Here is a 20,452-nt window from a genome sequence, read left to right on the forward strand (position 1 = left end):
GCGCACACGGGCCGCGCGCACACGGGCCGCGCGCACACGGGCCGCGCGCACACGGGCCGCGCCCGACGCGGGCGGCCCACCCGGAGCGGTCGGCACGCGGAACAGCGTCTCCTTCCCTGGTCCCTGCGGGGTCTGGTCCGTGCCACCCCCTTCGATCAGTGAACTTTCCTTCCAGTCCTCCCCGGCCTCCCGGCCCGGCCGGCCGAACCTCGGTGCGACCCCCGCCCGGGCGTGTGATGCACTGGGCGGGCGGGGAACGCACCATCAGCGACCACACGGCAGGAGCGCGCAGTGACCAGCTACCGGCAGCCGGGCCTCGTCCTCACGGATCGCCACTTCACCGTTCCCCTCGACCACGCCGACCCCTCGGGGGAGCAGATAGCCCTCTACGGCCGTGAGGTCGTCTCCAGCAGCCGGGCGGGAGCGGACCTGCCCTGGTTGGTGTATCTGGAGGGCGGACCCGGCTTCGGGGCGCGGCGCTTCCCCGGCAAGCAGGCCTGGCTGGCACGCGCGGTGCAGGAGTTCCGCGTGCTCCTCCTCGACCAGCGCGGCACCGGACTGTCCTCGCCCGCCAACCGGCAGACGCTGCCGCTGCGCGGCGGCCCCGAGGAGCAGGCCCGCTACCTCTCGCACTTCCGGGCGGACAGCATCGTCCGTGACTGCGAAGCGGTCCGCGCACGGCTGACCGGCGGGGCGCGCTGGACCGTCCTCGGCCAGAGTTTCGGCGGATTCTGCGCCACCCACTACCTCTCGACCGCACCGGAAGGGCTGAGGGCCGTCCTGATCACCGGCGGTCTGCCCTCGCTGGACGCCCGGGCCGAGGACGTCTACCGCGCCGCGTACCCCCGCATCCAGCGCAAGAACGACGCCCACTACGCCCGCTACCCGCAGGACGTCGAGCGGGCCCGGCGCATCTCCGAGCACCTCGCCGCCCGGCGGACCGTCCTGCCCGGCGGCTACCTCCTCACTCCCGAGGCGTTCCAGTCGCTGGGGATCCAGCTCGGCACCGGCGACGGCAGCCACCAGCTCCACTACCTGCTGGAGAACGCCTTCGTCCGCACGGCCGACGGGGACGAACTCTCCGACGCCTTCCAGCAGGGCGTCCTCGCCGCGCTGTCGTACGCGGCCCATCCGCTGTACGCCGTCCTGCACGAGGCCATCTACGCCCAGGGCCAGGCCCCCACGGCCTGGGCGGCCGAGCGGGTGCGCGCCGAGTTCCCGCAGTTCGACGCGGAGAAGGCGCTGGCCGGGGACGGACCGGTGCTCTTCACCGGCGAGTCCGTCCACCCCTGGCACTTCGAGACCGACCCCGCCCTGCGGCCCCTTCGCGACGCCGCCGAGATCCTGGCCGCCCGCACCGACTGGCCCGCGCTGTACGACACCGAGCGCCTCGCGGCCAACGAGGTCCCGGTCGCCGCGGCCGTCTACCACGACGACATGTACGTCGACACCGCCCACTCCCTCGCGACCGCCCGCGGCATCCGCGGACTGCGCACCTGGGTCACCGACGAGTACGAGCACGACGGCGTGCGGGCGTCCGGTTCCCGTGTGCTAGACCGGCTGCTCGCCCTGGTCCGCGACGAGGTGTGACGAGAGTGCCGTGACCCGGCCCCGGCGAGCGGGGCGGGAACGGCGGCGGCACGCCCCCCACCGTTGCTCGGAGACCACGCCGGGACGCGAGGCCACTGCGGATACGCTGCCCGTGTGACCGAACTGACCGAACTGACCGAACCTCAGCTCGCACCGGTACCGGACGACTGGCAGCGGGCGCTCGCCGTCGTCGCCCACCCGGACGACCTCGAGTACGGCTGCGCCGCGGCCGTCGCCGGCTGGACCGACGCGGGCAAGGAGGTGACGTACCTTCTCGCCACCCGGGGCGAGGCCGGGATCGACACCATCGACCCCGCGGAGTGCGGGCCGCTGCGCGAGCGGGAGCAGCGGGCGAGCGCCGCGGTCGTCGGCGTGAGCGCCGTCGAGTTCCTCGACCACCGGGACGGCGTCATCGAGTACGGCACCGCGCTGCGCCGCGACATCGCGGCCGCGATCCGTCGGCACCGCCCCGAACTGGTCGTCACCCCCAACCACCGCGACACCTGGGGCCCGGCCGTCGGCGGCGCCTGGAACTCGCCGGACCATCGCGCCGTGGGCCGGGCCGTGCTGGACGCCGCCGGTGACGCGGGCAACCGCTGGATCTTCCCCGAACTCCTCACCGAGCAGGGCCTGCAGCCCTGGAGCGGCGTCCGGTGGGTGGCGATCGCCGGCTCGTCGACCCCGACCCATGCCGTGGACGCCACGGCCGGGCTCGAGCGCTCGGTGCGGTCGCTGCTGCAGCACCGCAGTTACATCGAGGTCCTGACGGACAAGGACCCGGAGGCGTACTGCCGGGAGTTCCTGGTGGGCAACGCGCAGGCGGTGGCGCCCCGGTTCGGCGGGGTGCCGGCGGTGGCCTTCGAGCTCTTCGGCCGGTAGCGGCCGGGCTCCGGACGGGCGGGTCGCCGCCACGGCCCGCCGTGCTCCCGGCCGGGAGGGCGTCGCCCCGCCCAGGCGGCCGGGCACACCGTCTCGCGACGAGGCGGCCGTGGGTGCCGGGCGGTTCCCGCCGCAGCGCTCACTCGGTATCGCGGCGCGGTTCCGAGGCCCGCCCGCCGTTCGCGTCGAGCTTGAACGCCCGCACGAGCAGGACTCCGAGGACGATCAGGGCGATGCCCAGCCAGGCGGGTCCGGAGCCGAGGGCCAGTACGACGATCCCCACGGGCACCAGATAGCCGGCGAAGGGCATGAACAGGGAGCCCACGGACGTCGGGCCGCCGCGGGACGGCTTGCCGCCGTGGATGCGCTCCCGTACGACCGGTGGGTACCACTCGGTGAAGCGGAGGGCGACGATGATCGCCCCGATCTGGACGACCCAGTTGGTCCAGATGTTGTCCGGCTGGCGCAGCACGAGGTCACCGATGAGCCCCGCCACCGCCGCCACCAGGAACGCGAGCCCCCACACGGCGGTGATCACGTAGTTGGTGTGCATGAAGCCGCGGGTGGTCCACAGCGAGCGGTCCACCCGTTCGCGGGCGTACTGCACGGTGAAGGGCTCGCGGACCACGATCGAGCCGAAGGCGATGGCCACCAGGGCGAAGTTGGAGAGTTCCCCGGAGTACGTCTCCAGCCAGCGCAGCGTACCCAACGATGCGACGAGGCCGACGATCGTGAGGGCCGCGAAGAAGGCGACGTCGGAGACCTCGAGGATCTTGACCGAGGTGCCGGGGCGTCTCAGCCGGTCCACGACGAGGACGAAGACGGCGATCGCCAGGGAGACCCCCACGGCGAACTCGAACCGGCCCGGGCCGACCAGGACCGAGAACATGATCCACGGGAGCATCCCGACGACGGGGTTGTCGAAGAATGCGGCGAGACGGCGCCCCGCCCCGGTGTCGGTGATGGCGTTCATGGACACGCCCTCCGGGAGACGGCCTACTGTCCAGCGTGCTCCCGGACCCGCCGTCCCGCGACGGGGCCGAACGGGCGGGCGTGCGGCCCTGGGGCGGGGGACCGGCGGAGGTCCGGACGGTCGCCGCCGTGCGGCGGGGGCTCCAGGCGGGGTGTGGCGGTGGTGGGGTGCGGAGCGGTGGAAGGGGCCGGGGAGAGAGGGAGCGGCCAGCCGGGAACGGGGAGGGGCCGGGGGCCGGGTGCCCCGGCCGGACGCGGCTGTTCCCAGGAGAGCAAGCGACCGCTTAGTATGCGGGGAGCAGTGGTACGCCCTACACACCGCGGAGGCCCGAATGCAGGCATGGCGAGTGCACCGGAACGGCGAGCCGGGCGAGGTGATGCGCCTGGAGGAGACCGGACGCCCGCAGCCAGGCGACGGGCAGGTCCTGCTCAGGGTGCGGGCCGCCGGCGTCAACTTCCCCGACGCGCTGCTCTGCCGCGGCCACTACCAGGTCACGCCGCCGCTGCCCTTCACTCCCGGGGTGGAGATCTGCGGTGAGACCGAGGACGGCCGCCGCGTCATCGCCACCCCGGCCCTGCCGTACGGAGGGTTCGCCGAGTACGCCGTCGCCGACGAGGCCGCGCTGCTGCCCGCTCCCGACGCCCTCGACGACGCCGAGGCCGCGGCACTGCACATCGGCTACCAGACGGGCTGGTTCGGACTGCACCGCCGCGCGAACCTCCGGGAGGGCGAGACGCTGCTCGTGCACGCGGCGTCCGGCGGCGTCGGCAGCGCGGCGGTGCAGCTCGGCAAGGCCGCCGGCGCCCGCGTCATCGGCGTCGTCGGCGGTCCTGAGAAGGCCGCCGTGGCCCGCGAGATCGGCTGCGACCTCGTCATCGACCGGCGTGAGGACGACATGGTCGCCGCGGTGAAGGACGCCACCGGCGGCCGTGGCGCCGACGTCGTCTACGACCCGGTCGGCGGAGACGCGTACGCCAAGTCCGCCAAGTGCGTCGCGTTCGAGGGCCGCATCCTCGTCGTGGGCTTCGCGAGCGGTGGCATCCCCAGCCCGGCGCTCAACCACGCGCTGGTGAAGAACTACTCGATCGTCGGACTGCACTGGGGCCTCTACAACCGGATGGACCCCAGTGCCGTGCTCCGCTGCCACGAGACACTCACCGACCTGGCGGCCGCGGGACTGATCAAGCCGCTCGTCAGCGACCGGGTCGCTCTCAAGGGCGCCGCCGACGCCGTCCAGCGCGTCGCCGACGGCACCACCACGGGACGCCTCGTCGTCCTCCCGGAAGGAGCGGCCGCATGACCGACGCCGCCGAACTGCGTGTGCGCACCCGCGAGTTCCTCGCGGAGCACCCGCCCGCCACCACCGGGCGGACCGACTTCCTCAAGGCCCGCTTCGACGCAGGTCTGGCCTGGGTGCACTACCCGGTCGGACTCGGCGGACTCGGCGCGGCCCGCTCGCTGCAGGCCGTCGTCGACACCGAACTCGAAGCCGCGGGAGCTCCCGACAACGACCCCCGCCGGATCGGCATCGGCCTCGGCATGGCGGCGCCCACGATCCTCGCGTACGGCACCGAGGAGCAGAAGCAGCGGTTCCTGAGGCCGCTCTGGGTCGGCGAGGAGGTCTGGTGCCAGCTGTTCAGCGAGCCCGGCGCCGGCTCCGACCTGGCCGCGCTCGGCACCCGCGCCGTCCGGGACGGAGCCGACGGTGACTGGGTGGTCAACGGACAGAAGGTGTGGACCTCCAGCGCGCACCTCGCCCGCTGGGCCATCCTCATCGCCCGCACCGACCCGGACGCTCCCAAGCACCGAGGCATCACCTACTTCCTCTGCGACATGAGCGACCCGGGCGTCGAGGTCCGGCCGCTGCGCCAGATCACCGGCGAGGCCGAGTTCAACGAGGTCTTCCTCACCGACGTGCGGATCCCCGACGACCGCCGGCTCGGCCCCGTGGGCGAGGGCTGGAAGGTCGCCCAGACCACCCTCATGAACGAACGCGTCTCCATCGGCGGCATGCGACTGCCGCGGGAAGGCGGAATGATCGGGCCCGTCGTCCGCACCTGGCGCGAGCGTCCCGAGCTGCGCACCCACGACCTCCACCAGCGGCTGCTCACCCTGTGGGTGCAGGCCGAGGTCTCCCGGCTCACCGGCGAACGACTGCGCCAGCAGCTCGCCGCAGGCCAGCCCGGCCCCGAGGGATCGGGCATGAAGCTCGGCTTCGCCAGGCTGAACCAGGAGATCAGCGGCCTCGAGGTGGAACTCCGCGGCGACGAGGGCCTGCTGTACGACGACTGGACCATGCGCCGTCCCGAGCTGGTCGACTTCACCGGCCGTGACGCGGGCTACCGCTATCTGCGCTCCAAGGGCAACTCGATCGAGGGCGGCACCAGCGAGGTGCTGCTCAACATCGTCGCCGAACGGGTGCTCGGACTGCCCGCCGAGCCCCGCAACGACAAGGACGTCCCCTGGAAGGACCTCGCGCGATGAGCACACAGCCCGACCTCCTCTACTCCGAGACCGAGGACGACCTGCGGGCCGCCGTTCGCTCCCTGCTCACCGGACGTTCCGACCACGCCGCCACCCTCGCCCGCGCCGAGTCGGGGTCGCCCTACGACGACGGGCTGTGGCAGTCGCTCGCGGCCGGCATCGGCGCGGCCGGACTCCTCGTGCCCGAGGAGCTCGGCGGCCAGGGCGCCGGGCATCGAGAGGCCGCGGTCGTCCTCGAGGAGCTCGGCCGGGCGGTCACCCCCGCGCCCTACCTCACCAGTTCGGTCATCGCCACCGAGACGCTGCTCGCGCTCGGCGGGGCGCGCGACGGGGCCACGGGCCTCCTGAAGGGACTGGCCGCCGGCCGGACCGTCGCGGTCCTCGCCCTCCCGCTCTCCGCCTCCGCCGGTACCGGCCGCCCGGGCGGAACGACCGTCACGGGGGTCGCCGACGCCGCCGCCGCCGATGTGCTCCTCGTGCTCAGGGAAGACGGTCTGCACGCCGTGGAGCGAGGCGACGCCACGGTCGAACCGCTCACCCCGCTCGACCTCACCCGCCCCCTCGCCTCCGTCACCACCGCGGAGGGCTCCGGCACCCTGCTCGCGGACGCGGAGCAGGCTCGCGCCGCGGTGCGCCGTGGACTGCTCGCCGGCGCCGGACTGCTCGCCTCGGAGCAGCTGGGGATCGCGGAGTGGTGCCTGGAGGAGACGGTCCGGTACACGCGCGACCGGTACCAGTTCAACCGGCCCGTGGGCTCGTTCCAGGCACTGAAGCACCGGATGGCGCAACTGTGGCTCGATGTCGCCGGAGCGCGCGCCGCGGCGCGCAACGCGGCGGACGCGCTCGCGACCGGAAGCGCCGAGGTGCCGCTCGCGGTCTCCGTCGCCCAGGCGCACTGCTCCCGGGTGGCGGTGCGCGCCGCCGAGGAGTGCGTCCAGCTCCACGCCGGCATCGGCATGACCTGGGAGCACCCCGCGCACCTGTACCTCAAACGGGCCAAGGCCGATGAGATCGCCCTCGGCACCCCGGGCCGCCACAAGGAGGTGCTGGCGGAACTCGTCTCGCTGCCCGGCCCGAGGTGACGCGCGGGCCCGGGACCAACGGACTCCACCGGCTCCGTCGTCTCCACCGCGGCGGACCGACGCTCCGAGGCGTACGGCCCGGCCGGGAGTCGTCCCCACCGGGCCGTCCGCACACGAGCAAGGGTCAGTGGACCGTTCTCCGCCCAGGCCGGCCTGCGGGGAGCTGACGCAGTGCTCGACGCCTCCGCGACCGCGGCGCTGGTCGCGGTCGCGGAGGACGACGGCGCCGCGCCCGGCGCGGGGCTGGTCGCCGCCGGCCACGATCGCACACTCCTGCGGCGCCGGTGCCCCGTGGAGATCCCGAGCATTCGCCACGCCTTCTACGACGGGCGCCTCGACGACCTCGCCCGGACCGGGTCCCGCCTCCTTCATCCCGCTGGTGTCCGGCAACTGGACCCAGAGCTCCACCTGTCAGGCGACGGGGCGTTCCCGCAAGCCGAGCGCACGCGGCTGAACTCCATCGTCTCCACAGCGCATTCCCGAGGGCGGCGCGTCCGCTTCCGGGGCACCCCGGCGCTCCGGGTGCCGCGCCCGCGACGCCGTGTGGCACGAACCGCTCGCGGCGCGCGTCGACCTCGTCAACACCGACGACCCCGCCGGTCTGCGGCGCTTCCTCCTCGCCCACGACCGCTGGTCCACGACAACGCCCGAAGTCAACAACGGATTTGACGACCACCCGATCGGCGGACACGCCAGTCGGCGGTCCGGCGCCTCGGCTCCGCCACACTGGCGCCCGAATGCCGCACACCGGGTGTGGCGGAGGGAGGCCGGTCCATGGCCGTTTCGGTTTCAGTGGTGCTGCTGTTGCTCGTCCTCGCGGTGATCTTCCTCCGCAACGGCGGGTTGAAGCTCTCGCACGCACTCGTGTGCGGCCTGCTCGGGTTCTTCCTCGCGGGTACGAGCATGGCGCCCACCATCCACGACGGCGTCTCGGCGACCGCCGAGGTCGTCGGCAAGCTCAAGCCCTGACGGTTCGGCCGCACGACGGCGGGCCTCCGTCCGCTCACGGGCGGACCCCCGCGCACGACGGCACTTGCCGGACCCGACCGTTCCGGGGCGGGGGGCGGGGACTGGTGGTCTCGCGTCTCGAGGTGTCGCGCACTCGGGCCGGCCGGCCGCGGCGCGCGGGGAAGCGGATCGCGGCGTGCCCTGCACCGTGGGCGTCGGCGTTCCCAGCACGGTGCGTCAGGGGGTGACGACGGCGAACCGGGGGTCGGGGGTGTCGAGGAGGGAGAAGAGCCGGTTCAGGACGGCGGGGTCGCCGTCGACGGTTGCCCCGTCCAGGCCGCGGCCGTCCAGGACGCGGAGGAGTTGGGGCTTGGTCAGGGTCAGCGTGAGGTCGGCGGGTCGGGCGGGAGTGGCGTTCAGGTCGCGGGCGCGGTAGGTGAGGGCTCCGTTGGAGAGGGTGAGGCGCCAGGCCCGGCTCTGGTCGGTGAGCCGCCAGTCCAGGGTGAGGCGGGTGTCCCAGGCGCGGGGGCCGTTGACGCGGATGGCGAGGGAGTCGATGAGCTGGTCGACGGTGAGGGCCATGGCCATCTCGGGGGCGTTGATGTCAACCGCCACCTTGGCGAGGGTGCCGCGCAGCTCCATGGCGGCGGTGAGGTAGTAATTGCGCCAGGTGCCGTTCTCGGCGCCGTGGCCGAGCCGGTCGTAGACCTCGGCGAGGGCTTCACGGGCCGGGGTGTGGTCGGGGTGGGCGAAGACGGCGTGGTTGAGCAGGGTGGCGGCGAAGCGGAGGTCGCCGGCGGCGGCGTACTGCCGGCCCTTGGCGGTGATCGCTTCGATGCCGCCGTAGTCGGCGGTGAAGCGGCGGGCCTGCTCGACCGGCGGGTGCTGCCACAGGTGGGCGGGATTGCCGTCGTACCAGCCCATGTAGCGCTGGTAGATCGCCTTGACGTTGTGGCTGACCGAGCCGTAGTAGCCGCGTGCGGACCAGGTCCGCTCCAGCTCCGGCGGAAGCGTTACCTCCTCCGCGATCTCCGTGCCGGTCAGCCCCTGGTTGAGCAGGCGCAGGGTCTGGTCGTGCAGGTAGGTGTACAGGTCGCGCTGGGCGGTGAGGAAGGCGCCGATCGCCTCGCGGCCCCAGGTCGGCCAGTGGTGGGAGGCGAAGACCGCGTCGGCCCGGTCGGCGAAAAGCTCCTCGGCCTCGCTGAGGTAGTGCGCCCAGACCCGCGGGTCGCGGACGACCGCGCCGCGCAGGGTCAGGATGTTGTGCAGGGTGTGGGTGGCGTTCTAGGCCATGCACAGTGCCCGGCTCCGGGGGAAGAGGAAGTTCATCTCCGAGGGCGCCTCGGTGCCGGGCGTGAGCTGGAAGACGATCTCCACCCCGTCGACGGTCTCCCGCTGCCCGGTACGGGTGATGTCGACGGTCGGCGCCACCAGGCTGATCGTGCCGGTGGAGGTGGTGGTGCCCAGCCCGCACCCGATCTGCCCCGCCGGGCCCTTGGGCAGCCCGCTGCCGTACATGAACGCGGCGCGTCGCGTCATCGCGGTGCCGGCGTACACGTACTCACCGACCGCGTGTTCCAGGAAGCCGGTCGGCGCCGGCACCGGCACCGACCCGTCCGGAACGATCGCACGGGAACCGCCGAAGTGGTCGCCGTGCGAGTGGGTGTAGATCATCCCGGTGACCGGGCGGTCGCCGCGGTGCTCACGGTAAAGCGCCAGCGCCGCGGCGGCGGTCTCCACCGAGATCAGCGGGTCGATCACGATCACACCGGTGTCGCCCTCGACCAGCGTCATGTTCGACGGATCCAGGCCGCGCACCTGGTAGATCCCCTCCGTCACCTTGTAGAGGCCGCCGTGGTGCTGCGCAACGACACGCTGGTGAGAAACCACGACTACGAGAAGGGCAAGGCGGTCGGCTTCGACGCCCTGCTGGAAGCGGGCATCGCCGTCCTGGTGGACGCCTACGGCAAACCGGCCGTGCAGTGCAGTTGCGGCAACCCGCTCGGTACCTTCGAGCACGACGTCGACAGCGCCGACGTGACGTTCCAGGACAACGGCAAGAAGTGGACGGCATACGACCCCGAGAAGGTCGTCAAGATCGAACCCGTGGCCGAGGAGCGGCCGGTCACGGCGTACGAACTGGTCGACATCGAGGACGAGGACGCGGGCCTGGAACGGCGAGCCGGGACGGACGGCGCGCAGGACATACCGCTGCGGAACGATCCCGGCGCCGATGACCGCCCTCGCGGATGAGACGGTCCGCGAATCCCCCTCGTCCACCAGCCCCGGGGTCAGCTCCGTGGCGGCGGGAGACCGGTACCCGGCAACGTGCTACGGCCACGGCGAAACCACCACCGCTCACGGCTCGACGAGCGCGCTATGGGTGCGGCTCGGGCTCAAGTCCGGGGGCCTGGGCTGGGTCACGGCCACCGCGCTGCAAGAGGACCCGGCCGCCCGGGGACTCGGCCAGTGCTGAACCGGGCCTGATCCCCGTGCCGCCGGGGACCGGCGCAGCGGCCCGTGCTCCGCCTCCCGTCCCTGTCGCCGCACACCGCACGGTCGCACACGCATGGTGCAGGCCGCCCGCGGCCTGCACCATGACCACGCACGAGGGCGACGACACCTCTGTGGCCGGGGCACCCGCGGCCGCACCGGATGGCGGCTCGGACATCCGGGGCCCGGCCGGAGGGCTTCCGGCGCGAGGCCCGCCCCACCACCCATGTCTGCGTCGAGCGGCAGGTCCGGGACGGCCGGGAGCGGCAAGGGCATTCCGCGCATCCGACCCAACAGCGACCGATACGACTTCGGCCAGGTCCGCCTCTGCCTCCGTCGCAGCAGCGACAACGGCGTCCTGTGGTCCGACAAGGGGGCCCGACGAGGCGACCGGGCACGCGGGCTTCGCCGGCGGCAGCTTCGGCATGCGGGCCGACCGGACCGACGCTCCAACCACCGCGGACCGAACGGCGACGCCCAGCGGAAACGCGGGCGGGCCGGCCACGGCCCGCCCGCGGCACGAAGGCGGACCGGGACGGTGCCCCACCCGTGGGAGGGCCGGTTGCCGCGGCGGCCGGTCTCCGGGCGACAGTGCCCCGTTTCGGGCGTTCAATGGTTCCATGCACGCCGCGAAGGGCCTGCGGCCGCGCCGCGGCCGCCCGCTCGCCGCTTCGGGCCTGGCCGTACTGCTCGTCGCGGCGACGGCCCTCACCTCGGGTGCCGTTGGTCAGGAGCCCTCGCCCACCCCCACACCACCGCCGTCCCAGGCCGTACCGAAACCCCCGACGGACCAGCCTCCGCCGCTGCTCACCCGGGCCGACGTGGACCGCGCCGCGGCCCGGCTCGACGGCGTCGTGCAGGGCATGATGAAGCAGACCGGCGTCCCCGGCGTCGCGGTCGGCGTCGTGCACAAGGACCGCGTGCTGTATCTGAAGGGCTTCGGCAAGCGGCACGTCGGCCAGCCCGCGGCCGTCGACCCCGGGACCGTCTTCCAGCTGGCCTCCCTCTCCAAGCCGATCGGCTCGACCGTCGTCGCCGGGGCCGTCGCCGACAAGGACGCGGACGGCCGCGGAGCCGGCTGGGACGAACCGGTCACCCGCCACCTTCCCGGCTTCGCCCTCAAGGACCCCTGGGTGTCCGGGCATGTCACCGTCACCGACCTCATGTCCCACCGCAGCGGCCTGCCCGACCACGCCGGAGACCTGCTGGAGGACCTGGGCTACGACCAGGCGTACATCCTGGGCCGTCTCCGCGACGAGCCGCTCGCCCCCTTCCGCGCCTCGTACGCGTACACGAACTTCGGCTTCACCGCAGGCGCGGAGGCCGTCGCCCGCGCGGAGGGCGTCAGCTGGCAGAAGCTCGCCGAGGACACCCTCTTCCGACCCGCCGGCATGGACTCGACCAGCACCACCTTCGCCGACTACGAGAAGGCCGCGAACAAGGCGGTGACCCACGTACCCGGGCCCGACGGCACCTGGCAGGCCAAGTACGTCCGCGACACGGACGCCCAGGCGCCGGCCGGAGGCGTCAGCTCCACCGCGGCCGACATGATGCGGTGGCTGCGGCTCCAACTCGCCGGAGGCAGGCTCGACGGCAGGCAGCTGATCGACGCGGCGAGCCTGCGGCACACACATCTGCCCGAGATCGTCTCCCAGCCGCCGACGGCCCCCGCGGGCCGCACCGGCTTCTACGGGCTGGGCTGGAACGTGAACTACGACAACCAGGCCCGGTTGCGGCTCAGCCACTCCGGTGCCTTCGAGCTCGGCGCCAACACCAACGTGACCATGCTGCCCGGTGAGCAGCTCGGCATCGTCGTGCTCACCAACGGCAAGCCCGTCGGACTGGCCGACGCCGTCGCCCAGGACTTCTTCGACACCGCCCAGTACGGCAAGCCCACGCGCGACTGGCTCGCCCTGTTCGCCGCGCTGTACACCGAGATGGACGACGCCGGTGTGTCGCCCACGGACTACGCCGATCCGCCCGCCGCCGCCAAGGCCGCCCGGCCCGACGGCGCCTACGCCGGCACGTACGGCAACGCCTACTACGGCAACGCCACCGTCACCACCGGTCCGGACGGTCTCGTGCTCGAACTCGGCCCGGAGCCGAAGCGTTTCCCGCTGCGCCACTACGACGGCGACACGTTCAGCTTCGAGACGGCCGGCGAGAACGCCGTGGGGCGGACGGGCGTCACCTTCTCCTTCGGAGAAGGGAGCACGGCGGCGCGGACGCTGCGCGTCGAGTACCTCGACGAGACGGGTCTGGGCACCTTCACACGCGGCTGAACAGGCCCCTCGCCCGGCCCGGCGTCGTCGACGGCACCCTCGTCGTACCGGACCGCGCCCGCGAACGGCCGGCCTGCCGGGCCCGGCGCACGCGATGCCCGGCACCGGTCGGGGTGCGGTGCCGGGCGTCCCTCCGCGCGTCAGGTGAACGTCGGCATCTCGCCCTCGGTCGTGGTGGTGTCGATGACGGCGAACGGTGCGCCCTGGGGGTCGATCACGGCCGCGAACCGGCCGAAAGGCATCGACATCGGCCCGAACACCAGCCTGCCGCCCAGCTCCTGGACCTTCGCCACCGCGGCGTCGCAGTCCGCGACGGTCCAGTAGACCTGGACGTAGGAGGGCACCTCGGGCGGGAACTCCTCGTCCGTCATCCTCATCCGTCCGAGGACCGGATCGCTGCCCAGGTCGAACACCTTGAAGTCCATCGCGGGGTCCGCCACGGCCTTCACGCCGTAGCCGAAGACCGCGGGGAAGAACGCGTCCGACTTCCCGGGCTCACGGGTGAAGACCTCCGCCCAGCAGAAGGAGCCGGGGACGTTCGTCGCCTCGAAGCCCTTGTGCGTACCCGGTTGCCAGACGCCGAAGGCGACACCGCTCGGGTCCTGCGCGAGGCACATCGTCCCGAAGTCGCCGACCTGCATCGGCTCCATGACCACGGTGCCGCCGTTCTGCCGGATCTTCCCGGCGGTGGCGGCGGCGTCCGGGGACGCCAGGTAGAGGCACCACTGGGAGTGCCCCTCCTGCCCGGGCATGGGCGGCACCACCGCGGCGACGGCCTTGCCGTCCGCGTACGCCTGCGTGTAGTTGCCGTACTCCGACGACGACTCGCCGAACGTCCAGCCCAGGACCTCGCCGTAGAAGGCCTTGGCCCCTTCCAGGTCGGAGAACATCGCGTCGGCCCAGATCGGTGTGCCTTCGGGTGCGTCTGCCATGACGGTGACTCTCTTCTGTGCGGACTGCTGTGCGGATTGTCGGGGGTCGGGGCACCCCGCGAGTCACGCTAGTCACCGCCGCGCCGTCCCGCGCGGTGGCGCGGCGCGGCACCACCGCACGAGCCCCCGACGCCGCCCGGCCCGGGGGAGCCCCCTCCCGGCACGTGGCCCGCCCTCTCCCCGCCGCACCGGGGAGTCGCGGATCAGGCCAGGGGTCAGTGTGTGCCGAGTATCCGGGAGCGGATCAGGAACCGCACGCCCTCGGGGGCCTCAAGCGAGAACCCGCTGCCTCGCCCCTCGACGACGTCGACGATCAGACGTGTGTGGCGCCACGCCTCGTACTGGCTCACCGACATCCAGAAGGGCACCGGTGCGTCGACGCCCTCGACCACGAGCTCGGCCAGCAGTACGTCCGAGCCCCCGGTGCGGAACTCGCCCGCCGGGTAGCACATGGGGGCGCTGCCGTCGCAGCAGCCTCCCGACTGGTGGAACATCAGGGGCCCGTGGGCCGCGGTCAGCCGGCGTAGGAGGCCGGCCGCGGCGGGCGTGAGCTCCACGGGTGCGAGCGCATCCGTTCCGGCGCTCATGACGAGGGAGCCGGGGGCCGAGGTGCCCACCCGCGCACCGGGCGCTCCGTATGACGCAGATACACGTTCCGCCCCTTCCCCGCCGCGGCGCTTCCGCGTGGCGTGGTGGCCGAGTCAACACCCGGGGACGTTGCGACGGGGTTGCGCCGGGGCCGGCACGGCGGCCTCGTCACGTCGCCCGGAGTCCGCCGGAGCACTCGACGACCACGGCCACACCGCGGTCGCGGAGGGCGAGCGCCAGGAACTCCATCTCCACCCGAGTGCCGAAGAGGCCGGGACCGGACAGTTCGCCGGCCCGGGTGCGTGCCTCCGCGACGGTCAGGTCCTCCGTCATGCGCAGTGCCCTGAGTACCGGCACCAGGCCGCTCCGGGCGTCCGCCAGTCCGAGCCTCACCGGTCCGTGCGCCCTCAGCATCGCCGTTCTGACCCGATCGGGAGTCACCGGACCGCGGTCGCGCTCGCACCACGCATGAGCGCAGTGCTCGCACCGGCCCTCGCTGCCCCACCACACCCTTCCGCGGTCGATCCACTGACCCACCTCGTACACCGTGGAGGCCCCGCATTCCGTGCAGAACCCGGTGATCCACGCGCCCTGTGTGATCACGTGGTGCCGTTCGTGCCGTTCGTGCCGTTCGTGTCCTGCGCGTCATCCGACGCCCGGGCCGCGCGCAGGGCGTCGATCAGCTCCCGTTCCCGCGCGGCGCTGAGACCGGCGCGGCGCTCCCGGTCGAGGCCCTTCTCCCGCTCCCAGCCCAGCAGGTCCGCCAGCAACTCCTGCCGAGGCCGGTGACGCAGGCCCGCGGCCCGTGCCGCAGCGCCGCTCCGCGCCGAGAAGCCCTCCCAGCCCGGCTCGTCCAGCCACATCGGGAGGGACTCGTGTCCCATGAACCCGGCCACGTCGTTGGCGAGCAGCCATGCCGCGTCGGCGGTCACCACCGCCGCGGTGTGCCCGCCGACGGCGCGGGACAGCCCGATCCACTCGCCGAACGGAACGACCGGGCCGACGGCGTCGTAGGTGCCGGTCGTCCCCTTCTCCGCGGAGTCGAGCAGCCAGTGCGTCAGGTCCCGCACGTCGACCGCCTGGGTGGGCATGCCCAGCGCGTCGGGAACGAGCATCGGCTCTCGTGGTGCACGGGCTGCCCGGGCCACCCAGTAGCCGGAGCGCCCGCTGTGGTCACCGGGGCCGCCGATCAGACCGGCGCGCGCGATGAGGAGGCGGTCGCCCACGGCGGCCTGCGAGGCCTGCTCGCAGGCGGCTTTCGCCTCGCCGTAGAGCGAGCGGTCCACCTCGTCGCGATCCGTCGGAGGCAGCAGTGCCGCCGACTCGTCCGCGTCGGCGGCGGAGTGCGAGCTGTAGGTGCTGACGGAGGACACGTACGTCCAGTGCCGGGCCCCGAGGGCCAGGGCGTCCAGGGCGCCGCGGACGAAGCCCGGCTGCCACGACACCTCGAAGACCGCGTCCCACTCGCGGTCGAGCAGCGGTTCGTACGCCGAGGGGTCACGCCGGTCGGCGGCCACCAGCCGGGCTCCGTCGGCGACGGCCCCGCTCTCGCCCCGGGCGAGGCAGGTCACCCGATGGCCGCGCTCGATCGCCCGTGCCGACAACTCGCGGCCCACCCAGGCCGTTCCACCCAGAACCAGGATCTCCATGCGGACACCCAAACACCCTCGTCCTCCGGTGCGGGAGGCAGGTTCGCGGAGAGCGGAGAGCGGAGAGCGGAGCCGGTGGCACGCCCGCCACGGCGCCGTTCCTGAACACGCCCCGAAATGCTCAGCCGTCCCGCCCCTCCGGCCGCTCCAACCCCTCCAGCAGCCCTGGCACATCGGCGAAGGAGTCCAGGACGTGGTCCGGCGTCCCCGACGCGTCCCGGTGGGTCTCGGGGCGGTACTTGCCCGTCCTGACCAGGACCCCGGTGAGCCCCTGGCGCTGTGCCGCGAGGACGTCGGACTCGATGTCGTCGCCCACCATGAGCGTCCCGGCGGGATCGGCGCCGATACGGGCCAGGGCCGCGGCGAAGAAGGCCCTCGACGGCTTGCCGAGCACCTCGGCCTCCGTGCCGGCCGCCCGTTCCAGGCCCGCCAGGAACGCGCCCGAGTCCAGCTGGAGTCCCGCGTCGGTCCGCCAGTACAGATTGCGGTGCATGGCGACCAGGCGTGCGCCGCGCTGGAGATGGGCGAACGCGCGGTTCAGCGCCGCGTAGCCGAACTCGGGGCCCGCGCCCCCGACGACGACCACGTCCGCCGGGGCCTCGTCCTCCGGGCTCACGACGGTGACCCCTTCGAGGTCCCCGGCGATGTCACCGCTGTTGAGCAGCAGGCACCGCGCCCCGGGAAACCGCGCGGCGAGATATGCGGCGGTCGCGGCGGGCGCGGTGACGATGTCGTCCGCGGTCACCGGGAAGCCGGCGCCGGCCAGTGCGGCGGCGACGGATTCGCGGGTGCGCGACGTGGTGTTGGTGACCAGCGCCAGCGGGACGCGTCGCTCCCGCAGGCGCTCCATCGCCTCCACCGCGCCCGGCAGGGGCTTCCAGGAGACGGTGAGCACACCGTCGATGTCGATCAGTACCGCGCCGACCCGTTGCATGGGTCCGACGGTACCCACCGGCGCGCCCCGGGGCACCGTGGCATGGGGCCGCGGCGCGAGCCCGGCTCGGGGGTACGGGCTCGCACCGCGGCGTTCCGGATGCCGCCGCTCAGGAGGCGGCGGGTTCGAGCACGACCGGCAGTTCCGTGAGGCCGCGGAAGGCCGGGAACGGCACCTCCATCCATGCCGGCCCGGCCTGCGGGTCGGCGAGTGCGATCCTCGGGAACCGGCCGAACAGGCCGTTCAGCGCCAGTTGCGTCTCCAGCCGGGCCAGCGGCGCTCCCAGGCAGTAGTGACCGCCGTGCCCGAAGCCGATGTGGGCGGCGGTGCCCTGGCGGTGCACGTCGAACGCGTCCGGGTTCTCGAACTTCAGCGGGTCGCGGTTGGCCGAGAGCAGCGAGATCTGCACCAGCGCGCCCTTGGGGATCCGGGTGCCGCCGATCTCCATGTCCTCGGTCGCGTACCGGAACGTCGCGCTCTCGACCGAGCCGTCGAAGCGGACCAGTTCCTCCACCGCCGGGCCCGTCAGCTCCGGGTCCGCCTGCACGGCGCGGAGCTGTGCCGGGTTGGAGAGGAAGTGGTACACGGCGTTGCCGATGAGGTACGCGGTCGTCTTGTGGCCGGCGAACATCAGCAGGAAGGCCGTGGATACCAGTTCGTTGCCGGTCAGCCCGCCCTCCTGGTCCTGGGTCGCGGCGAGCGCGCTGAGCAGGTCGTCACCCGGCCGACTGCGCTTGCGGGCGATGAGATCGGTGAAATAGGCGTGGAGGTTCTCCTCCGCCTGCTGCTGGGCCCGCTTGAACTCCTCGCCGAAGCCCGTCTGCGCCACCGTCGTCGACAGTTCCTGCATCAGCGACCGCTCCTTCGGCGGTACGCCGAGCAGCTCGCAGATCACCGTGATCGGCACCGGGAAGGCGAACGCCGGAAGCAGGTCGAACGGCTCCCCGGCCGGACACGCGTCGAGCAGCCGGTCCACGATGTCCTGGATCTTCGGCCGCAGGGCCTCGACCCGGCGCGGGGTGAACTCGGAGTTGACGAGCTTGCGCAGCCGGGTGTGCTTGGGTGCGTCGGAGTTGAGCATGTTGTCGTCCAGCGCCACCGACGAGTCACCGAAGATCCTCCGGTAGGCGTCCATGGCCCCGTACATGTCCTTGCTCAGCCGGGGGTCCGACAGCGCCGCGCGCGCGTCCTCGTACCGGGTGATCAGGTACGTCTCGATGCCGTGCGGCGGTGTCATCGGGCAGACGGGAGCGGTGTCCCTGAGGTGCGCGTACACCGGGTGCGGGTTCCGCCGGAACTCCGCGGTGCACCGCTCGGCTGCGGCGACGGGGTCGTGCGTCGTGGTCACGGACGGCTCCTGAGGTCGAAGAGGGCCTCGGCGTTGCCGCCGAGGATGCGCTGCTGGGCCGCCTTGTCGACGGGCAGCTTCTCGATCATGCGGATGAGGTCCTCGAGCGGCACGGACAGCGGCGGCGAGTCGGTGCCGAAAAGCATCCGCTCGGGCCCCAGGACCTCGGCGTTGAGGCCCAGGTGCGCCGGGCTGAACGGGCTGGTGTCCACGTACATGCGCTGCAGCGCGGCGCCCGGGTCGGGCGACGCGGGGACGGTCGGCTCGGGGCCCCCCGCCGGCCGGCCGGCCGGGGGCCGTCCGGCCCCCTTCCGGCCGGCCGCCGACGGGGCGGAGGGCGGCGCGCCCCCGCCCCAGTGACGGGGGCGCGCCGCCATCTGGAGACGCTCCGGCAGCAGGGCCATGGCACCGCCGCCGGTCGCGCCGATCAGTCGCAGACCGGGGTACTTGTCCAGCCACCCCGCGAACGCGATCATGGCCATGCCCATGGTGACGTCGCCGAAACGGCCGATCTGCTCGACGAAGGCGATGTTCTCCACCCGCTCCGTGCCGACCGGCTCCGCCGGTGCGTGCACCATGACGGGCACTCCTGCCTCGGCGGCCAGCGCGAAGAAGGAGTCCGCCCGCGGCGAGCCGAGCAGCTCGCCGTGCACGCTGGAAGTGGTGATGAGGCCGACGAAGGCGGGGTCCGCCAGCGTCTCCCGTACCCCTTCCAGATGGTCGTCGTCCCCGAACGGGTTCGCGTAGACGTACCCGCGCAACTGGTCCGGGAACGTGCTGATCAGACCCGACATCCACGCGTGGAAGCCACGCAGCCGGTCGCGCGGTTGCTTGTAGTTGTCCACGCCCGGGACCCGTGCCATCGCCCCGGCGCCGACGGGGCTGCCGATGATGGTGAGGTCGATTCCGGCCTGGGCCCGGGCGGCGAGCATTCCGTCCACGTCGGTCAGGCTGGGGGGCATGGGGAAGCGTTCGGCCGCCTCCGGCGGGGACAGGTGTCCGTGGATGTCGATGATCATTTGTCGGTTCCCGGTTTCCGTGTGAGGGCGCGGGTGACCGCGGCGCAGTCCTCGTCACCGAACCCCTGCTCGATGGCGCGGACATGGGTCTCCGCGGCCGCCGCGGTGAGCGGCAGGCTCAGGCCGGAAGCTGCGGCCTGCTCCGTTGCGAGCATGAGGTCCTTGGCCATCAGCCGCAGCCGGAAGTCCGGCTCCTCGAAGCGGCCCGCGGCGAGGCGCCGGGACTTGAACGACATGACCGGCGACGCGAAGCCGCTGCCCGCTATCGTGCGCAGGACCTGCTTCCGGTCGAGTCCGGAGGCGGCCGCCAGCTCGGCGGCCTCGGCCATCGCCTGCACCTCTATGCCCATCAGCAGGTTGAGGAGCAGCTTCATCCGCATGCCGGAACCGAGTGCGCCCAGATGGACGACCTCCTTGGCCAGCATCTCCAGCAGCGGACGGCCTGCGGTGAAGACCCGCTCCTCGCCGCCGACGAACAGGCGCAGTTCGCCGTCACGGGCGTGGTCGCGGTTGCCGAGCATGCCGACGTCCAGGACGGAGGGTGCGTCACCGGCGAGCCGGACGACCTCGTCGGGAGCGACGGTGCTGGCGCAGATCAGGGCTCCGGGATAGCCGTCCCGTGCCAGGATCCCGTCCGGGCCGCGCAGTACGGTCCGCAGGGCGTCGCCGTCGGCGACGGTGCAGATGGCGGCACTCGTGCCCTCGACCGCCTCGCTCGGGCGGGACGCGGCGAAGGCGCCCGCTCTGGCGAGGGACTCGGCACGCTCCGGGGTGCGGTTCCACACCCGCACCTGTATGCCTTGATCGAGGAGGCGTGAGGCCAGGCCGCTGCCCATGGTGCCGAGACCGAGGACGGCGACGGGGCCGTTCGTGGCGTGTGTCATGACGTCTCCTTCACGGTCTCCTTGACGACCCGGAACCTGAGGGACTGCGTCGAGTCGACCCATTCGCGGAGCGGGGCCACCAGGGCACGGTGGTCCTCGCTCTGCTGCCAGGCGAAGAAGTGTTCGGGAGTCTCCCACTCGCTGGTGATCACCCACTGGCGGGAGTCGTCGACGGGCTCACCGAGCCGCTCGACGATGTGGCCGGGAGTGCCGGCTACGGACTTCCGGAGCTTGTCGTACATCTCCAGGAATCCCTCTTCGCCGCCCTCGATGACCCGGACCGCGAAAACCACGGACAGCCTGTCGCTCCGTCGGCTGTTCTGCACAGTGCCCATGTCTCCTCCTGATGGTGAGAACCGGCGGGACA

General features: G+C 72.9%; 19 protein-coding genes and 1 pseudogene. 9 read left to right on the top strand and 11 right to left on the bottom strand.

What is annotated here, in order from left to right; translation table 11 throughout:
• The first annotated feature begins 291 nt into the window (after nt 1-291).
• Both QMZ92_RS04210 and QMZ92_RS04215 read left to right on the top strand, forming a co-directional pair.
• Complete coding sequence (locus QMZ92_RS04210) at nt 292-1,590, top strand: alpha/beta fold hydrolase (protein WP_283295874.1); 1,299 nt, start codon at nt 292-294, stop codon at nt 1,588-1,590.
• 132 nt (nt 1,591-1,722) lie between these two features.
• Nucleotides 1,723-2,469, top strand: coding sequence for a PIG-L deacetylase family protein (locus tag QMZ92_RS04215; RefSeq protein ID WP_283296014.1), 747 nt, complete (start codon nt 1,723-1,725; stop codon nt 2,467-2,469).
• A gap of 139 nt (nt 2,470-2,608) precedes the next feature.
• Here the strand turns inward: QMZ92_RS04215 and QMZ92_RS04220 are convergent, their stop codons facing one another.
• A complete protein-coding gene (locus QMZ92_RS04220; protein ID WP_283295875.1) occupies nt 2,609-3,442 on the bottom strand; it encodes a hypothetical protein in 834 nt (277 codons plus the stop codon).
• A 331-nt stretch (nt 3,443-3,773) separates the two neighbouring features.
• Between QMZ92_RS04220 and QMZ92_RS04225 the strand changes: the two genes are divergently transcribed.
• The 4 genes from QMZ92_RS04225 to QMZ92_RS04250 all read left to right on the top strand — a co-directional run bounded on the left by QMZ92_RS04225 (nt 3,774) and on the right by QMZ92_RS04250 (nt 7,977).
• Entirely contained in the window at nt 3,774-4,742 is a 969-nt protein-coding gene (locus QMZ92_RS04225) for an NADPH:quinone oxidoreductase family protein (RefSeq protein WP_283295876.1), read from the top strand.
• Nucleotides 4,739-5,926, top strand: a complete 1,188-nt coding sequence (locus QMZ92_RS04230) for an acyl-CoA dehydrogenase family protein (protein WP_283295877.1) — start codon at nt 4,739-4,741, stop codon at nt 5,924-5,926. The genes QMZ92_RS04225 and QMZ92_RS04230 overlap by 4 nt, the downstream gene beginning before the upstream one ends.
• Complete coding sequence (locus QMZ92_RS04235; RefSeq protein ID WP_283295878.1) at nt 5,923-7,008, top strand: acyl-CoA dehydrogenase family protein; 1,086 nt, start codon at nt 5,923-5,925, stop codon at nt 7,006-7,008. The genes QMZ92_RS04230 and QMZ92_RS04235 overlap by 4 nt, the downstream gene beginning before the upstream one ends.
• A 774-nt stretch (nt 7,009-7,782) precedes the next feature.
• Entirely contained in the window at nt 7,783-7,977 is a 195-nt protein-coding gene (locus QMZ92_RS04250; RefSeq protein WP_138051660.1) for a hypothetical protein, read from the top strand.
• A gap of 216 nt (nt 7,978-8,193) precedes the next feature.
• Here QMZ92_RS04250 and QMZ92_RS04255 read toward each other — a convergent pair.
• Nucleotides 8,194-9,807, bottom strand: a pseudogene (locus QMZ92_RS04255) (alkyl/aryl-sulfatase); the annotation flags it as partial.
• A 3-nt stretch (nt 9,808-9,810) separates the two neighbouring features.
• Between QMZ92_RS04255 and QMZ92_RS04260 the strand changes: the two are divergent.
• The 3 genes from QMZ92_RS04260 to QMZ92_RS04270 all read left to right on the top strand — a co-directional run bounded on the left by QMZ92_RS04260 (nt 9,811) and on the right by QMZ92_RS04270 (nt 12,731).
• Entirely contained in the window at nt 9,811-10,209 is a 399-nt protein-coding gene (locus QMZ92_RS04260; RefSeq protein WP_349307703.1) for a DUF6777 domain-containing protein, read from the top strand.
• Nucleotides 10,190-10,432: a hypothetical protein gene (locus QMZ92_RS04265; protein ID WP_283295880.1), complete on the top strand. Its 243-nt coding sequence runs from the start codon at nt 10,190-10,192 to the stop codon at nt 10,430-10,432. Before QMZ92_RS04260 ends, QMZ92_RS04265 begins: the two co-directional genes overlap by 20 nt.
• 637 nt (nt 10,433-11,069) lie before the next feature.
• On the top strand, nt 11,070-12,731 hold the full coding sequence (locus QMZ92_RS04270; RefSeq protein WP_283295881.1) for a serine hydrolase: 1,662 nt from the start codon (nt 11,070-11,072) through the stop codon (nt 12,729-12,731).
• A 140-nt stretch (nt 12,732-12,871) separates the two neighbouring features.
• Here QMZ92_RS04270 and QMZ92_RS04275 read toward each other — a convergent pair whose 3' ends face one another.
• From QMZ92_RS04275 to QMZ92_RS04315, 9 genes are all read right to left on the bottom strand, one after another.
• On the bottom strand, nt 12,872-13,663 hold the full coding sequence (locus QMZ92_RS04275; protein WP_283295882.1) for a VOC family protein: 792 nt from the start codon (nt 13,661-13,663) through the stop codon (nt 12,872-12,874).
• Nucleotides 13,664-13,878: 215 nt separating this feature from the next.
• Nucleotides 13,879-14,250 (bottom strand): DUF779 domain-containing protein, encoded by a 372-nt coding sequence (locus tag QMZ92_RS04280; RefSeq protein WP_283295883.1) that lies wholly within the window; start codon nt 14,248-14,250, stop codon nt 13,879-13,881.
• A 169-nt stretch (nt 14,251-14,419) separates the two neighbouring features.
• Nucleotides 14,420-14,854, bottom strand: coding sequence for a hypothetical protein (locus QMZ92_RS04285; protein ID WP_283295884.1), 435 nt, complete (start codon nt 14,852-14,854; stop codon nt 14,420-14,422).
• Nucleotides 14,851-15,900 carry an NAD-dependent epimerase/dehydratase family protein gene (locus QMZ92_RS04290; protein WP_283295885.1) on the bottom strand — a complete coding sequence of 350 codons (1,050 nt, stop codon included), beginning with the start codon at nt 15,898-15,900 and terminating at the stop codon, nt 14,851-14,853. Before QMZ92_RS04290 ends, QMZ92_RS04285 begins: the two co-directional genes overlap by 4 nt.
• A 121-nt stretch (nt 15,901-16,021) precedes the next feature.
• A complete protein-coding gene (locus QMZ92_RS04295) occupies nt 16,022-16,834 on the bottom strand; it encodes a TIGR01458 family HAD-type hydrolase (RefSeq protein ID WP_283295886.1) in 813 nt (270 codons plus the stop codon).
• A 109-nt stretch (nt 16,835-16,943) separates the two neighbouring features.
• Entirely contained in the window at nt 16,944-18,182 is a 1,239-nt protein-coding gene (locus QMZ92_RS04300) for a cytochrome P450 family protein (protein ID WP_283295887.1), read from the bottom strand.
• Complete coding sequence (locus QMZ92_RS04305; protein WP_283295888.1) at nt 18,179-19,201, bottom strand: amidohydrolase family protein; 1,023 nt, start codon at nt 19,199-19,201, stop codon at nt 18,179-18,181. Before QMZ92_RS04305 ends, QMZ92_RS04300 begins: the two co-directional genes overlap by 4 nt.
• On the bottom strand, nt 19,198-20,085 hold the full coding sequence (locus tag QMZ92_RS04310; RefSeq protein ID WP_283295889.1) for an NAD(P)-dependent oxidoreductase: 888 nt from the start codon (nt 20,083-20,085) through the stop codon (nt 19,198-19,200). The genes QMZ92_RS04305 and QMZ92_RS04310 overlap by 4 nt, the downstream gene beginning before the upstream one ends.
• Complete coding sequence (locus QMZ92_RS04315; RefSeq protein WP_283295890.1) at nt 20,082-20,420, bottom strand: antibiotic biosynthesis monooxygenase family protein; 339 nt, start codon at nt 20,418-20,420, stop codon at nt 20,082-20,084. Before QMZ92_RS04315 ends, QMZ92_RS04310 begins: the two co-directional genes overlap by 4 nt.
• Nucleotides 20,421-20,452 lie beyond the last annotated feature (32 nt).

It is taken from the genome of Streptomyces sp. HNM0645 (genome assembly GCF_030056615.1).
Lineage (GTDB): Bacteria > Actinomycetota > Actinomycetes > Streptomycetales > Streptomycetaceae > Streptomyces > Streptomyces marianii.

Coding starts and splice junctions, on each gene's coding strand:
- QMZ92_RS04220 (WP_283295875.1), bottom strand. CDS start 3,442: ATGAACGCCATCACCGACACCGGGGCGGGGCGCCGTCTCGCCGCATTC.
- QMZ92_RS04225 (WP_283295876.1), top strand. CDS start 3,774: ATGCAGGCATGGCGAGTGCACCGGAACGGCGAGCCGGGCGAGGTGATG.
- QMZ92_RS04230 (WP_283295877.1), top strand. CDS start 4,739: ATGACCGACGCCGCCGAACTGCGTGTGCGCACCCGCGAGTTCCTCGCG.
- QMZ92_RS04235 (WP_283295878.1), top strand. CDS start 5,923: ATGAGCACACAGCCCGACCTCCTCTACTCCGAGACCGAGGACGACCTG.
- QMZ92_RS04250 (WP_138051660.1), top strand. CDS start 7,783: ATGGCCGTTTCGGTTTCAGTGGTGCTGCTGTTGCTCGTCCTCGCGGTG.
- QMZ92_RS04265 (WP_283295880.1), top strand. CDS start 10,190: ATGACCGCCCTCGCGGATGAGACGGTCCGCGAATCCCCCTCGTCCACC.
- QMZ92_RS04270 (WP_283295881.1), top strand. CDS start 11,070: ATGCACGCCGCGAAGGGCCTGCGGCCGCGCCGCGGCCGCCCGCTCGCC.
- QMZ92_RS04275 (WP_283295882.1), bottom strand. CDS start 13,663: ATGGCAGACGCACCCGAAGGCACACCGATCTGGGCCGACGCGATGTTC.
- QMZ92_RS04280 (WP_283295883.1), bottom strand. CDS start 14,250: ATGAGCGCCGGAACGGATGCGCTCGCACCCGTGGAGCTCACGCCCGCC.
- QMZ92_RS04290 (WP_283295885.1), bottom strand. CDS start 15,900: ATGGAGATCCTGGTTCTGGGTGGAACGGCCTGGGTGGGCCGCGAGTTG.
- QMZ92_RS04295 (WP_283295886.1), bottom strand. CDS start 16,834: ATGCAACGGGTCGGCGCGGTACTGATCGACATCGACGGTGTGCTCACC.
- QMZ92_RS04305 (WP_283295888.1), bottom strand. CDS start 19,201: ATGATCATCGACATCCACGGACACCTGTCCCCGCCGGAGGCGGCCGAA.
- QMZ92_RS04310 (WP_283295889.1), bottom strand. CDS start 20,085: ATGACACACGCCACGAACGGCCCCGTCGCCGTCCTCGGTCTCGGCACC.
- QMZ92_RS04315 (WP_283295890.1), bottom strand. CDS start 20,420: ATGGGCACTGTGCAGAACAGCCGACGGAGCGACAGGCTGTCCGTGGTT.